Source organism: Steroidobacter cummioxidans, from assembly GCF_003104955.1.
This window is the reverse complement of record NZ_LSRW01000046.1, coordinates 1-14,437: the sequence shown is the minus strand read 5'-3', so window position 1 is coordinate 14,437 and position 14,437 is coordinate 1. Positions and strand designations below refer to the sequence as shown.

Genomic DNA, 14,437 nt, shown 5'->3' with positions numbered 1-14,437 from the left:
TGGCCAAGGCTCCATGGATGGCTGCTTGAGACGAGGTAGTACTTGAGACGAGGTAGTAGTAGTAATGCAGCTGCTGAGGTCGATTCTATTCACCACCGCGCTGTTTCTGGGAACACTGCTTTATGCGGTGGTCGTACTGCTTTTTGGCTGGTTGCCCAGCCAGAAGCTGTACGCGATCGCTCGCAGTTGGGGCCGCGTGAACATGTGGCTCCTCGCCAAGCTTTGCGGTCTCACCTACACCGTCGAGGGCGAGGAGAACATTCCGCCGGGCGCGCACGTGTCGATGTGGAAACATTCCTCAGCGTGGGAAACCATCGCGCAGGCTGCGGTCTTTCCGCCGCAGGCCTGGGTACTCAAGCGCGAGCTGATGTGGATCCCGCTGGTCGGCTGGGCAGTCAAATGCCTCAAGCCCATTGCCATCAATCGCAAGGCCGGCGCCACGGCGGTCACGCAGGTGGTCGAGCAGGGCAAGCAGCGTCTTCAGGAAGGCCTGTGGATTCTGATCTTTCCGGAAGGCACGCGTGTCGCCGTCGGTGAGACTCGGAAGTATGGCGTGAGCGGCTCGCTGCTCGCTTCTAAGGCGGGCTGCAAAATCATTCCTGTCGCTCACAACGCTGGCTACTACTGGCCGCGTCGCGGCTGGGTGAAGAAGCCGGGCACGATCCGCGTGGTCATCGGCCCGCCCATCGATGCGGCAGGTCGCGATCCTCGCGAGCTCAACGAAGAGGTGCGGGCGTGGATCGAGAAGAAACTCGCGACTCTTACGCCAAGCGGTGCGAACGGTGTGTCGGATGCCTCGGGTCGGCCAATCGCTGCTGGCTGACCGTTTAGTCGATCTTGAGTATCGGGCGGCAGAAGCCTTGACCTCTGCCGCCCTACATTAAAATTAATTAAATGTCAAGATTGGCAACTGCGAGTGCGTTCTTTTCGATGAACTCACGCCGCGGCTCGACCTGATCGCCCATCAGGGTCGCGAAAATGTCGTTTGCCGCCAGGGCATCCTCGATGCGCACCTGGATCAAACGACGGGTCTCCGGATTGATGGTCGTATCCCAGAGCTGATCGGGATTCATCTCGCCCAGACCTTTGTAGCGCTGAATGGTCTGACCTTTGCGCCCGGCTTCCAGCAGCCAGTTGATCGCTTCCTTGAAGCCACCCACTTCCTGCTTGTTGTCGTTCTTGGCAATGTAAGCCCCCGGCTTGAACAAGCCAGACAGGGTGCCGCCGAGATCCGCAATGCTCCGGTACTCGGCCGACTCGAAGAACTCGCGATGGATGTGCTTCTCTTGAGTGATGCCGTGCTCGATGCGAGCGACCAGCAAGCGCGGCGTTCCGCCATCGACAGCAGCCAGAACTCGCACGCGATACTTCCGAGCAGCATCGTCGTAAGCGTTGAGCTGCGTCTCCAGCGTGCGGCCCCATTGCGTCAGCCAGTCGAGCTGGTCGTGGTTCGCCGGGGTGACTTCGGGCATGTAGAGCAGCTGCTCGAGCACGCGCTCGTCGTAGCGACGCGATGAGCGCCTGATGATCGAGGCCACTTCCATCCAGCGCCGAGCCAGCGTCTCCAGCGCCGAGCCGGTCATCGGCGTCTGCGCCGGATCGGCGAACAGCTGCGCGTCTTCCAGTGCGTAAGTCAGCAACATGGAATCGAGCTCGACCTGGTCCTTCACGTAGTGCTCGGCCTTGCCCTTCTTCAATTTGAACAGCGGCGGCTGCGCGATATAGATGTGCCCGCGCTCGATCAGCTGCGGCATCTGGCGATAGAAAAAGGTGAGCAGCAAGGTGCGGATGTGTGAGCCGTCCACGTCCGCGTCGGTCATGACGATGATGCGGTGATAGCGCAGCTTGTTCACGTCGAAGTCGTCCGCGCCGATTCCGCAGCCGAGCGCGGTGATCAGCGTGCCCACTTCGGCTGACGACAGCATCTTGTCGAAGCGTGCCTTCTCGACGTTCAGGATCTTGCCCTTCAGCGGCAGGATGGCCTGAGTGCGCCGGTCTCTGCCCTGCTTCGCCGAGCCACCTGCGGAGTCACCCTCGACCAGGAACATCTCGGACAGCGCCGGATCCTTCTCTTGGCAGTCGGCCAGCTTGCCGGGCAAGCCGGCCAGGTCCAGGGCGCCTTTGCGGCGAGTCATTTCACGAGCCTTGCGCGCCGCTTCGCGGGCGCGGGCAGCCTCCAGCACCTTGTTGGCGACGGCCTTGGCCTGCGGCGGATGCTCCATCAGGAACTCTTCCAGCTTCGCGCCCACCGCCGACTCGACGATGCCTTTGATCTCGGACGAAACCAGCTTGTCCTTGGTCTGCGAGGAGAACTTCGGGTCCGGCATCTTCACGGACAGGATCGCGGTCAGACCTTCGCGGGCGTCGTCGCCGCTCATGGCTACCTTGTCCTTGGCCGAGAACTCCTTGTCGATGTAGGCATTGAGCGTGCGGGTCAGCGCGCTACGGAAGCCAGCCAGATGGGTGCCGCCGTCCCGCTGGGGAATGTTGTTCGTGTAACAGGACATGCTCTCCTGGTACGAGTCATTCCACTGCAGGCCCAGCTCCACCGTGATCGCATCCTGCTGAGTGCGGAACCAGATGATGGTGTCGTGGATGGGCTGGGCGTTACGGTTCAAGTAGCGGACGAACTCTCGGATGCCACCCTCGTGGTGGAAGGTCTCGTGCTTGTCGTCGCGCTCGTCGATCAGCTCGATGCGAACACCGGAGTTGAGGAACGACAGCTCGCGGAGCCGCTTGGCCAGCACGCTGTAGTCGAACTCAATATTGGTGAAGATGGAGGCGCTGGGCTTGAAGCGAATACTGGTGCCCCGCTTCTGCGTCGTGCCGGCCTCGGCCAACGGAGCCTGGGGATCGCCGAGACGATATTCCTGCTGGTGAAGCTTGCCGTCCTTGTGGATGGTCAGGAGCAGGTACTCGGAAAGGGCATTCACCACCGACACGCCGACGCCGTGCAAGCCGCCCGAAACCTTGTAGGAAGAGTCGTCGAATTTTCCGCCGGCGTGCAGCACCGTCATGATGACTTCGGCCGCCGAACGACCCTCCTCCGGATGGATATCCACAGGTATTCCACGGCCGTCATCGGACACAGTGACCGACTGATCGGCATGGATGGTGACGGTCACTTGTGAGCAATGTCCCGCCAGCGCTTCGTCGACAGAGTTATCGACGACCTCAAATACCATGTGGTGTAGACCGGTACCGTCATCGGTATCGCCGATGTACATGCCGGGGCGCTTGCGGACCGCGTCGAGGCCCTTCAAGACTTTGATTTTGCTGGAATCGTAGACGTCTTTATCTGACATAGTCCGGCCTGAAATGAGTGCCGCGGGATTATAGCATCGGCTCGAATTGGCCTTGTTTCACGTGAAACCTCCGACCAATTTCGATGCCCTTCAGCCCCCGCTCGTGGACTGAAGTAACGATCAGTTGACTGGGGATCTCAGCGATCGCCAGAAGAAGTTTCCCCAAGTTATCCACATCCAGCTCGGCCGCCGGATCGTCCAACATGAGGGTCGTCGGGACCGCTCCGAGAGCGGTGTGGCACTGCAGCTGCGACAGGATAAAAGCCGCCGCCAGCATCTTCTGTTGGCCCCGCGAAACCCGGTCCCTGGCGGACGTGCCATCGATCAAGAAACCGAGATCGGCACGATGCGGACCCACATGCGTGGTCTTGAGCCGCAGGTCTCTAGAAATGGAGTCGTGGAGTGCCTCTCTCAAGTCGACCTCCGCCGGCCAGCCACGCCGATAGGTCAGAGTCGTGCCTGGTCCGACCAGGCGAGCGGCAAGCGACTCGAAGTGCGGCTTGAGCTCTTCAACATAGTGAGATCGCAATCGATCGACCTCGGCACCGGCGGCGCAGAAGTCCTGTTCCCAGGCGTGGATCAACTCCTCGCCGTGAGCGGTGCGAAGCGCAGCGTTCCGCTGAGACAGGGCGCGCTGGTACCGGCGCCAGTAACCGAGGAACTCACGTTTCACGTGAAACACTCCCCAGTCCATCAACCGGCGCCGGCGGGCCGAGCCCTCCTCCACCAATCGATGGACGCCCGGGTCGATGATCTGCAGCGGCAACACTTCGGCGATGTCCGCGATACCGGAAATGCCCTGGCCGGCGAGCTGGCCTTGGGTTCGGCCGCCGGTGTACTCGAGCCCAGCGGTCAGCAGTCCGCGATGAGCCGCAATCCTGCCGACCACCCGAAAGAAGCTGGTGCCTTCGCGTTTGAGCTTGTCCGCTTGAGCGCTGCGGAATGAGCGTCCGTGACCTAGAAAGTAAATCGCCTCCAGCAAGCTGGTCTTGCCGGAGGCGTTGTCACCGATGACGCCGGTCGAGCGAGAATCAAAATCGAGGCTGGCGTGTTCGATGCAACGGAAGTTGTCGACCGTAATTGCAGTCAGCACCGGAGCACGCCCGCCATGGGGTTACAGCCTCATCGGCATGACGACGTACTTGGCCCCAGGCGCGCCATCCGAGCTCAGCAGACAGCTGTTGTTGGCATCGGTCAGACCGAGCACCACATCGCCGCCGTCGACCGCCGCCAGAGCGTCGAGCAGGTAGTTGACGTTGAAGCCAATCTCCAGCTCCTCGCCGGCGTAATTGATTTCCAACTCCTCCTCGGCCTCTTCCTGCTCCGGGTTATGCGACTGCAGAACCAGGAGCCCGGGACGAACCGCAAGGCGAATCCCGCGGTACTTTTCGTTCGAAAGAATGGCCGCGCGCTGCAAGGCGGAGCGGAGCACATCGCGATTGGCATTGATCCGCTTGGTCGGATTGCTCGGGATCACGCGGCTATATTCCGGGAAACGGCCGTCAATCAGCTTCGAAGTGAAGCGAATATCGCCGATCTGGGCGCGAACGTGATTGGTTCCGATCGCCAGCTCGACATTGCCTTCGCCGGCGAGCAGCCGCTGCAGCTCCAGCACGCCTTTACGCGGCACGATGACCTGTTGGGCCGCACCGGCTTCGTGTTCGAGCGACGTTTCGCAATATGAAAGACGATGGCCGTCAGTCGCGACAGTTCGCAGCGTTTTCCCGTCAGCTTCTAGCAACATGCCGTTGAGGTAGTAACGCACGTCCTGCTGCGCCATCGAGAAATGAGTCTTGTCGAGCAGCCGACGCAGGGCGGATTGAGAAATCAGCAGTGCCTTCTGCGCTCGAATGTCCTCTACGGTCGGGAAGTCGCTGGCCGGCAGAGTGGCCAGCGTGAAGCGGCTCTTGCCGGAGCGAACCGTGGCGCGCTCGCCTTCCACCGCAATGGTTACCTGCGCCTTGTCTGGCAGCGCCTTGATGATGTCCAGCAGCTTGCGGCCGGGCAGTGTGATTTCGCCCGGCGTCTGCAAAGTGACGGAGGCCTTGGCCACCAGCTCCACTTCCAGATCCGTAGCCGTGATCGAGAGTTGATCGTCGCGACCTGCGATCAGGACGTTGGCCAGGATCGGCATGGTCTGGCGCCGTTCCACAACGCCGATTACCGCTTGCAGTGGCGCGAGGATGCTTTCCCGCTCAGCGCTGAACTTCATCGTGGTCACCTTAGCAATCTTAATTAGTGATTAAGTATTTAAAGAATTTATGATGATTATGAGGGCGGCAGTCGCCTGTGTATAACCCGTTTTTTCCGTGTTCCATCAGCTGCTTATCGCCATCAAAACCATTCTGAGAACTGCGCCTGAGCTTGTCTCGAAACTGTGTGCTGTCTGTGGATAAATAAAGCCCACGCTTAACGCACAAATTATCCACAGTCATCCAGCCAGGGTTCTCAACAGGTTTGAGTAGTCCTCGCTGGTGCGCGTATTCGTCTCTCTGAGCTCCTTGATCACCCGGCAGGCATGCAGCACCGTCGTGTGATCGCGGCCACCGAACGCATCGCCGATCTCCGGCAAGCTATGACTGGTCAACTCTTTCGCCAGCGCCATCGCGACTTGCCGCGGCCGTGCGATCGAGCGGCTGCGACGTTTCGACAGAAGATCGGCAACGCGGATTTTGAAGTATTCCGCGACGGTCTTCTGGATGTTCTCGATGGTCACGAGCCGATCCTGCAAAGCCAGCAGGTCGCGCAGCGCTTCCTTCGCGAAATCCATGGTGATCGCGCGCCCGGTGAATTGCGAGTTGGCGACCACGCGACGCAGTGCGCCTTCGAGCTCGCGAACGTTGGAGCGAATGCGCTTGGCCATGAAGAACGCGACTTCCTCGGGCAGCTCGACGCGAGTCTGCGCGGCCTTGCTCATCAAGATGGCGACGCAGGTCTCCACATCGGGCGGCTCGATGGCGACCGTCAGTCCCCAGCCGAAGCGCGACTTGAGGCGCTCCTCCAGGCCGTCGACTTCCTTGGGATAGCGATCGCAGGTCAGGATGATCTGCTGCTGGCCTTCGAACAATGCGTTGAAGGTGTGGAAGAACTCTTCCTGCGAGCGATCCTTGCCGGCGAAAAACTGAATGTCGTCGATCAACAGCGCATCGAGCGAGCGATACGCGGTTTTGAAGTCGTTGATGGTGTTGTGCTGAAGCGCCTTGACCATGTCGCCGACGAAACGCTCCGAGTGCACGTAAGCCACCCGGGCCCGCTCGTTGCGAACCTTGATCATGTTGCCGACGGCGTGCATCAGGTGTGTCTTGCCCAGACCCACGCCGCCATAGATGAACAGCGGGTTGTAGGCGCGACCGGGATTTTCCGAGACCTGGAAGGCCGCGGCACGGCCGAGCTGGTTGCTTTTACCTTCGACGAAGTTCGTGAAGGTGAAATCGGGATTGAGCCGGCTGCCCAGGACAGTGGGGATATCGCGGACCGGCGGCGGCGCGATGGGAGCAGCACGCGCAGCGGCGGGCTGATGAGTATTGATCGTCATCGCCGGAGCGGCCGGCCGAGAGCCGACTTCCAGCACGACTGCCGGTACGGGCTGTTCGCCCACCGCATCGACCAACTCAGTGATCCGACCGGCGACGTTCTCGTTCACCCAGTCGACCACGAAACGGTTCGGGGCGAGCAGGCGCAACGTCTGTCCGTCCTCAACGGCCTGCAGGGGCCGGATCCACGTATTGAACTGCTGCTCCGGCAATTCGATTTCCAATTGCGCGAGACAGCGGCGCCACAACGAACCCTGCACGGTTTCGTCCCCTAATCGACTCAAGAAAGAATTGTTCTGCGCCAGGTCAACGCGAGAGGCGGCGAGTCTATACCGTTGGACAGCCAGTTATCCACAGGCTCAGGGTGCGAATTTTGTGCGTCGAAAGGCACTCTCGCGCTTGACACTGGAAGGGGTGGTGCGTAGTCTTGCCGGCCCTCTATGCGCGCGAGCATGTACTTGTTTTAGCGCGATTTCTGGCCCGAGCCAAAGTAACGACATCGTTGAGATGCCCGCATGAAGCGTACTTACCAACCCAGCAAAGTTCACCGTCAGCGCACCCACGGTTTTCGCGCGCGCATGGCCACCCGTGCTGGTCGCCAGGTGTTGGCCCGCCGCCGCGCCAAGGGCCGCAAGCGTCTGACCGTCTAAGAGCGTCGCTTGCAGCGGCGCTCGCATTCGTTCGACCCCAGACTTGCCAGTCCCGGCCCGACGTTTTCAACCGGCGCAACGACTCCGGCATAAATCCGAATTCGATCGCGTCTACCGGGACTCACGCCGCTCCACCGACGCTTGTTTCGCGGTTCTCACTCGCAACAGCGGCGGTTCGATTCCAAGACTTGGATTATCGATTGCCGCACGCATCATCGGGAACGCTGTGCGGCGTAACCGCATCAAGCGTCTGGTTCGGGAATCTTTTCGTCAGCATCAGCATGAACTGCCTGCGGTGGACATCGTCGTCAATGCGCGCTCCGGTGCTCGCGATGCGGACAATGCCGTCATCGTGCGCAGTCTGGAAAAACATTGGCGCACGGTCGTAAAGCAATGCGCCCAGTAGTCGTCAATGGGCTGACCGCCGCCATTCGCGCTTATCGCTATCTGATCAGCCCCATGCTCGGGCCGACTTGCCGCTTCTACCCGAGCTGTTCCTGCTACGCCGAAGAAGCCTTGCGAGAGCATGGCGCGGCGCGCGGAACTTATCTCACGGTGCGCCGCCTGATGCGGTGTCATCCCTGGAATGAAGGCGGCTACGATCCGGTGCCACCTCCTCACAATACCAAGCCGGTTCCTCATGGATAACCAACGCGTATTCATATGGGCCGCGCTTGCGCTGGTCCTGTACCTCAACTTCATCACCTGGCAGAAGGACTATGCTCCTCCGCCTGCCCCGGCGAGCACTGCGTCTACACAAACGCAGTCTGCAGACGGCAATGCACCCGCGACCAACGAAACGCTGCCCGACCTGCCGTCTGCGCGTTCCGAAGCACCGGCCGCTCCCGGCGCGTCGGCAGCTGCACCAAACGAGGCAGCTGCCACCAGCGCACCCATCATCCACGTGCAGACCGACGTGTTGTCGATGGACATCAGCACGCGCGGCGGCGAGCTGATCCGCGCCGACTTGCTGAAATACCCGGTCGAGAAGAACCGGCCCGACGTGCCGGTCCGCCTGTTCTCTCCGACGCCGCCACTGTTCGTCGCCCGCTCCGGCCTGCGAGCTGCCGATCAACGTGCCGAGCCGACGCATCAAGCCCTCTATCAATCCGCCAACAGCGCATACACCCTGGCGGCGGGTCAGCAGGAAATGTCCGTGCCGCTGACGTGGACGGATGGCCAGGGCATTACCGTCGTCAAGACTTATAAGTTCAAGCCGGGCAGCTACCGGATCGATCTGACCTATGACGTCGTGAACACCTCGGGCAGCGACTACAGAGCTGCTTCCTACGTGCAGCTGGTGCGCCACTACGAGCACGTCGAGCGTTCCTATTTCAACGTCGAGACCTATGCCTATCGCGGCCCGGCCATTTTCGACGGCAAGGGCTATCGCAAGCTCAACATCGAAAAGGAAGAAGATCGAGCCTTCAAGGCGACCATTACCGGTGGCTGGATGGCCGCCCTGCAGCATCATTTCGTCGCGGCCGCCGTGCCGCCCGCCGGCGAGCCTTACGACTATCAGCTGAGCCTCGATCGCGGCAACGATTTCGTGCTGTCGTATCGCGGTCCGCTGGTGACGGTGCCGGCCGGCGGCAAGCAGTCGTTAGAGGAAACATTGTTCGTCGGACCCAAGCTGCAGGCGCAGCTTTCCGAGACCGGACCCAGGCTCGATCTGGTGGCCGACTATGGCAAGTACCTGACCGTGCTCGCTCGACCGCTGTTCTGGCTGCTCGAACAGGTCCACAGCGTGATCGGCAACTGGGGTTGGGCGATCATCATCGTCACCTTCCTGATCAAGCTGGCGTTCTACAAGCTGACCGCGGCGAGCGGCCGCTCGATGGCCAAGATGCGCAACCTCGGTCCGCGCATCAAAGCGATTCAGGAACGTTACAAGGACGACCGCGAACAGCTCGGCCGCAAGATGATGGAGATCTACAAGACCGAGAAGATCAATCCGCTCGCCGGCTGTTTGCCCATCCTGATCCAGATTCCGTTCTTCCTCGCCTTCTACTGGGTGCTGCTGGAGAGCGTCGAGATGCGGCAGGCGCCGTTCCTCGGCTGGATCACCGATCTGAGCTCGCGCGATCCGTTCTTCATCCTGCCCATCCTGATGGGTGGCGCGATGTTCGCGCAGTTCAAGCTGCAGCCGATGCCGAGCACCGACCCGGTGCAGGCGAAGATCTTCATGTTCATGCCCATCATCATGTCGGTGACGATGGCGTGGTTCCCCGCGGGTCTGGTGCTGTACTGGCTGACCAACACCTTGCTGTCGATCGCTCAGCAGTGGCGCATCAACAAGCTGGTCGCGGCGGAAGACAAGCGAGAGAAAGACCGGAGCTGACCCGGTCGATAGTCGATGACGACCCGTCCCGGCGACACTGACACCATCGCGGCGATTGCAACGCCGCCGGGTCGCGGTGGCGTCGGGATGGTGCGAATCTCGGGACGCCTCGTCCCCACCATCGCTGCCGAAGTGCTCGGGGATCTTCCCGAGCCGCGTCACGCCGCGCTGCGCATCTTTCGTGATGCCGATGGCGAAATGCTCGACGGCGGTCTCGCCCTCTATTTCCCCGCGCCAAACTCGTTCACTGGCGAAGATGTCTTGGAGCTGCATGGCCACGGCGGTCCTGTCGTCATGGACATGCTGCTCGCGCGAGTGCTCAGCCTCGGCGCGCGCGTCGCCCAGCCGGGTGAATTCACACAGCGCGCCTTCCTGAATGACAAGATCGATCTGACACAGGCCGAAGCGATCGCCGATCTCATCGACAGCGGTTCGAGCCAGGCGGCGCGCGCAGCGCTGCGATCGCTGCAAGGTGAATTTTCCGTCGCCGTGCATTCGCTCACTGAAGCGGTGACGGAAACGCGCATGCATGTGGAAGCGGCGATCGATTTTCCAGAAGAGGAAGTCGACTTCCTCGCCGACACCGTCCTGCACGAGCGCATCGCTTCGACCATCGAACTTTGCGAACAGATCACTGCCAAGGCTCAGCAGGGCGCCCTGTTACGCGAAGGCATGACTGTGGTCATCGCCGGCCGCCCGAACGCGGGTAAATCCAGTTTGCTTAATCGCCTTGCCGGCTACGAAGCTGCCATCGTGACCGACATTCCCGGCACGACTCGCGACGTGCTGCGCGAGCGCATTCACATCGACGGCATGCCTCTGCATGTCGCCGACACTGCCGGTCTTCGCGAAGACGCCGATGTCGTCGAAGCCGAAGGCATCCGTCGCGCGCGCAACGAGATGACTCGCGCCGACCGCATCCTCTATGTGATCGATGCGATGCGTGCTCTCGATGACGAGAGCATGAAAGCCGAACTCGCCAGCTTGCCGCCGGAAATCCCGGTGAGCGTGGTGTTGAACAAGATCGATCTCGCGCAGGCCCAATCTCGCTACGAGCAGTCACAACCGCCGCGGCTGCATGTATCGGCGACAACGGGCGAAGGCATCGATCTGCTGCGTGAGCATCTGAAGGAATGCATGGGCTTCCAGGGTGCCGGCACCAGCACCATCTCCGCCCGCCGCCGCCATCTGGATGCGTTGAATCGTGCGTACGCTCATTTGACCGAAGCGCAACGACAACTCACGGACAAGCGCGCCGGCGAATTGATGGCCGAAGAACTTCGACAAGCCCAGCAATGCCTCGGCGAAATCACCGGCGAGTTCACGCCGGACGATCTGCTGGGGCGGATCTTCACGACGTTCTGCATAGGCAAGTAGCGAGCGGCGGCCCAATGTTCGGCCATCGTTCCTCCATCCCCGCCCCCGTCGCCAACGCGCTCCGCCAGATCTTCGGCCAGCCCGTAGATCACATCCGCGTCATCGAAAACTCCCTTTACGCACGCATCCACCTCGGCGCGAGAGCGACTACGCGCCGAGGCCGCATCTTACTGAGCGGTTCAGCCAACGATTTTTGGAATGATCCTGAGCTGATCTTGCACGAGTACTTCCATGTGCTGCGTCAGTGGCAAAACCGGCGACTCACCATCTGGCGATATTTAAAGGAGTCGGCGCGCAATGGCTACTGGCATAACTGCTACGAAATCGAAGCGCGGGCGTTCGCGGCAGCGCACTGGCGTGCTCTGAGCCTGCGATTGAGGAAGGCCTCCTAGCGCGTTCCGGTCGCTCTCGGTTGCAGGGTCTTCAAGAACCCGAACAGCGCATCGAGCTCCGAATCGCTCATCGCGCTCAGGCTTTCGAACGGCATGAGGCCGATGCTGGTGCCGTCGGCGCGCTTGCCACTCCGCATCATCTGACGGAACTGCTCGAGCGAGGCGTAACGAGTCGTCATCGCGCTATCCGGCGCGGAAGTGAGATTCGCCGCAGCGGGCCAGGTCGGCGGAGCACCAGGAATCTGACCCCCGGAAAAGCCCGGGCCATGGCAGCCGCTACAGGTCTTGGAGATGTACTCGCCCTGGGCGTGCGTCTCTTCCGGAACCCGGCGCGGCGCGACATTGGTGTGATCGATCTTCTCGGACGCGTCCTGGGCGATGCCGGCGACATAGAGCGCTTTCATCAACAGCGGAAAATGCATCTCCGTCTTGCGCTCGGCCGAAGGGGCCATGGAGCGGATGTACGCAACGAGCGATACGACGTCCTCGTCAGCCATTTGTGCGTAATCCTCGCTTGGCATGATGAAGGCGGCTTTGCGTCCGGGCTTGAGGCCATGTCGAAGGAGTGCGACCCAATCGGTGTCGCTGTATGTCGCAGCCGCGCCGCCGCCACCGCGAGTGATGTTCGGCGAGTGAACATAAAAGCCGCTGCTCGGATCTTCCATCACCAACTTGCCTTCGCCGCGCGTGCCATGGCATTCCGAGCAGCCGCGCGTCGTGAACAGATATTCACCGCGCTCGAGGCTCGGATTGAACGAGCTGAAGTTCACCGACTCGATGGGCACGTCGACGACGCGATTCATCTTGTGCTCGCTGAGCAACACGGCTGCGCCAGCAGCAATACCGGCACTCGCGGCCAGTCCCACCAGCGAGCCCCCGACGATTTTCATGAGCTTGTTCATGGCGTCGTATTCTGCATATCGATGGCTGGATTACAGCGTACCAACGGGCAGCGAACACTGGCCCGGAAGAGCCATCGCCGCTGCTCACTTTCGCCAGGGGCCGGCTACACTTCGGCCACGGGTTCAGTTCGTATGGCAAAGCATCAATCCAAAAAATTGCACAGCAAGAGGCGGGAATCTTCCGAGCCGGCCGCACGCAAAACTGCGAGCCAGGCAAAGAGGAGAGCCGCCATGCCGAACGCACGATTGAACGATGAGGAACTGTGGAGCGCGGTGCAGAGTCGGGACGCCAGCCGCGATGGTGAATTCTTCTACGGCGTCATGACGACCGGAGTCTATTGCCGGCCCTCGTGCAATTCCCGCCGGCCGTTGCGCAAGAACGTTCGTTTCTTTACGACTCCCGAGGCAGCCGAGCGCGCGGGATTGCGACCATGCAAGCGCTGCCGTCCGACCGGCGCGACGGCAAACGTGTTGAATCAAGTGGTGCACGAGTTGGCTCGGCAGATCGAAGCTGCGCCCGACAGCAAGCTCAGCCTGGAACAGCTCGCGAAACGTTCCGGCTACAGCCCATTCCATTTGCAGCGCAGCTTCAAGGCCATCATGGGCAGCAGCCCGAAGGAATATCAGACGGCTGCACGCGTCCGCATGCTCAAGCAGGAGCTTCGCAACGAAGCGCCCGTCGCCGATGCGATCTATCAAGCTGGTTTCGGTTCCGGCAGCCGCGTCTACGAGAAGGCCGATGGCCAGCTCGGCATGACGCCGAGTGAATATCGCAGTGGCGGCAAAGGCCTCACCATTTCCTACGCGAGCGGACCCACGCCGCTGGGATCGATGATGATCGGCGCCACCGATCGCGGCATTTGTTTCCTGCAGTTTGGGGATAGCGATCGAGCGCTGCTCGACGATCTGCGACAGCAGTTCCCCGCCGCCACCGTGCAAGCGATGCCTGACAGCTCTCGGACCGAATTCGAGTCATGGATGGCCGCGCTCAATCGACATCTGAGCGGGCTCGAGCCGCGACTCGACCTGCCGCTGGACGTGCGAGGCACCGCGTTCCAATTGATCGTGTGGCGTTACCTGCAGAAACTGCCGTATGGCGAAGTCCGATCGTATTCGGAAGTCGCGGCCGGTATCGGCAAACCCAGTGCTGCACGAGCAGTCGCCAGGGCCTGTGCCACTAACTCGGTGGCGCTATTGATCCCGTGTCATCGCGTCGTGCGAGGCACCGGCGAGCTGGGTGGGTATCGCTGGGGAATGCAGCGCAAGCGTGTGCTGCTCGATACCGAACGGGCGGCAAGTAAACGGTGAGCTGTAGATCACATCTTCACGGCGCATCCTTGCGCACTCGCCGCTCGTGCCGATAATGGGCGCGCATGCGATGAGCATGCTGCGGGAGGCGGTATGTGCCTGGGTTGTTTAGACGATGATGAGCCACCACCGACGCGACGGGAGTTCCTTGCGACGGCTTTGCAGCTGACCGCCGCGTCGGCGTTCGGCGCGACGGCGGTTGCTGCCGATGCGGCCACCACAGTGTGGGACATCGAGGGCCGCGGGCTCACCGTCGATAACGCCGGAACGCTGTTACCCGCGTACGTGGCCGTCCCGATGGGCGCGGACAATCGCACGACCGTCGTCATCCTTCACGACAGCCCGGGAATTACCAAGGACCTGCAAGAGCTGGCGCGCGAGGTGGCGCGAACCGGATACGTAGCGCTGGTGATCGATTGCGCCCAGCGCGGCGCGGCGCAGATCTCTACTCACCCGGACGCGCTGCTGAGCGAGTCTTTCAATCTCGACGTTCAGAGCGATGTGCGCGCTGGCATCGTGAACTTGAATGGCAGCCAGCCAGACGCCAATCCCGTCGTGATTCTGGGATTTGGCTCGGCCGGGTACACGGCGCTGCGCATGGCCTGTCTCTTATACACATCTGACGCTGC

14 protein-coding genes are annotated in these 14,437 nt (G+C 61.4%); 9 read left to right on the top strand and 5 right to left on the bottom strand.

What is annotated here, in order from left to right; translation table 11 throughout:
- Positions 1-64: 64 nt before the first annotated feature.
- A complete protein-coding gene (locus D0550_RS21385) occupies positions 65-823 on the top strand; it encodes a lysophospholipid acyltransferase family protein (protein ID WP_116811223.1) in 759 nt (252 codons plus the stop codon).
- Positions 824-890: 67 nt separating this feature from the next.
- Here D0550_RS21385 and gyrB read toward each other — a convergent pair whose 3' ends face one another.
- The 4 genes from gyrB to dnaA all read right to left on the bottom strand — a co-directional run bounded on the left by gyrB (position 891) and on the right by dnaA (position 7,098).
- Positions 891-3,305, bottom strand: a complete 2,415-nt coding sequence (gene gyrB, locus D0550_RS21380) for a DNA topoisomerase (ATP-hydrolyzing) subunit B (RefSeq protein WP_116811222.1) — start codon at positions 3,303-3,305, stop codon at positions 891-893.
- A 28-nt stretch (positions 3,306-3,333) separates the two neighbouring features.
- A complete protein-coding gene (recF, locus tag D0550_RS21375) occupies positions 3,334-4,398 on the bottom strand; it encodes a DNA replication/repair protein RecF (RefSeq protein ID WP_116811221.1) in 1,065 nt (354 codons plus the stop codon).
- A gap of 21 nt (positions 4,399-4,419) precedes the next feature.
- Entirely contained in the window at positions 4,420-5,517 is a 1,098-nt protein-coding gene (gene dnaN / locus D0550_RS21370; protein WP_116811220.1) for a DNA polymerase III subunit beta, read from the bottom strand.
- A gap of 219 nt (positions 5,518-5,736) precedes the next feature.
- The gene (gene dnaA / locus D0550_RS21365) at positions 5,737-7,098 is read right to left on the bottom strand and encodes a chromosomal replication initiator protein DnaA (RefSeq protein WP_116811219.1); all 1,362 of its coding nucleotides are present in this window, start codon (positions 7,096-7,098) and stop codon (positions 5,737-5,739) included.
- A 255-nt stretch (positions 7,099-7,353) separates the two neighbouring features.
- Between dnaA and rpmH the strand changes: the two genes are divergently transcribed.
- Genes rpmH through D0550_RS21335 form a run of 6 tightly spaced genes read left to right on the top strand, consistent with a single transcriptional unit; the run spans position 7,354 to position 11,598 of the window.
- Entirely contained in the window at positions 7,354-7,488 is a 135-nt protein-coding gene (rpmH, locus tag D0550_RS21360; protein WP_116811218.1) for a 50S ribosomal protein L34, read from the top strand.
- A 43-nt stretch (positions 7,489-7,531) separates the two neighbouring features.
- Entirely contained in the window at positions 7,532-7,894 is a 363-nt protein-coding gene (gene rnpA / locus D0550_RS21355) for a ribonuclease P protein component (protein ID WP_116811217.1), read from the top strand.
- Complete coding sequence (yidD, locus tag D0550_RS21350) at positions 7,882-8,136, top strand: membrane protein insertion efficiency factor YidD (RefSeq protein WP_116811216.1); 255 nt, start codon at positions 7,882-7,884, stop codon at positions 8,134-8,136. Before rnpA ends, yidD begins: the two co-directional genes overlap by 13 nt.
- Entirely contained in the window at positions 8,129-9,829 is a 1,701-nt protein-coding gene (gene yidC, locus D0550_RS21345; RefSeq protein ID WP_161965969.1) for a membrane protein insertase YidC, read from the top strand. Before yidD ends, yidC begins: the two co-directional genes overlap by 8 nt.
- Positions 9,830-9,844: 15 nt before the next feature.
- On the top strand, positions 9,845-11,206 hold the full coding sequence (gene mnmE / locus D0550_RS21340) for a tRNA uridine-5-carboxymethylaminomethyl(34) synthesis GTPase MnmE (protein ID WP_116811214.1): 1,362 nt from the start codon (positions 9,845-9,847) through the stop codon (positions 11,204-11,206).
- A 14-nt stretch (positions 11,207-11,220) separates the two neighbouring features.
- Entirely contained in the window at positions 11,221-11,598 is a 378-nt protein-coding gene (locus D0550_RS21335; RefSeq protein ID WP_161965968.1) for an eCIS core domain-containing protein, read from the top strand.
- Here D0550_RS21335 and D0550_RS21330 read toward each other — a convergent pair.
- Positions 11,595-12,488, bottom strand: a complete 894-nt coding sequence (locus D0550_RS21330) for a c-type cytochrome (RefSeq protein WP_161965967.1) — start codon at positions 12,486-12,488, stop codon at positions 11,595-11,597. The genes D0550_RS21335 and D0550_RS21330 overlap by 4 nt on opposite strands.
- Before the next feature lie 243 nt (positions 12,489-12,731).
- Between D0550_RS21330 and ada the strand changes: the two genes are divergently transcribed.
- Both ada and D0550_RS21320 read left to right on the top strand, forming a co-directional pair.
- Positions 12,732-13,808 carry a bifunctional DNA-binding transcriptional regulator/O6-methylguanine-DNA methyltransferase Ada gene (gene ada / locus D0550_RS21325; protein ID WP_116811211.1) on the top strand — a complete coding sequence of 359 codons (1,077 nt, stop codon included), beginning with the start codon at positions 12,732-12,734 and terminating at the stop codon, positions 13,806-13,808.
- 93 nt (positions 13,809-13,901) lie between these two features.
- Positions 13,902-14,437: dienelactone hydrolase family protein (locus tag D0550_RS21320; protein ID WP_174842510.1), on the top strand; the 536-nt coding region annotated here is incomplete at its 3' end.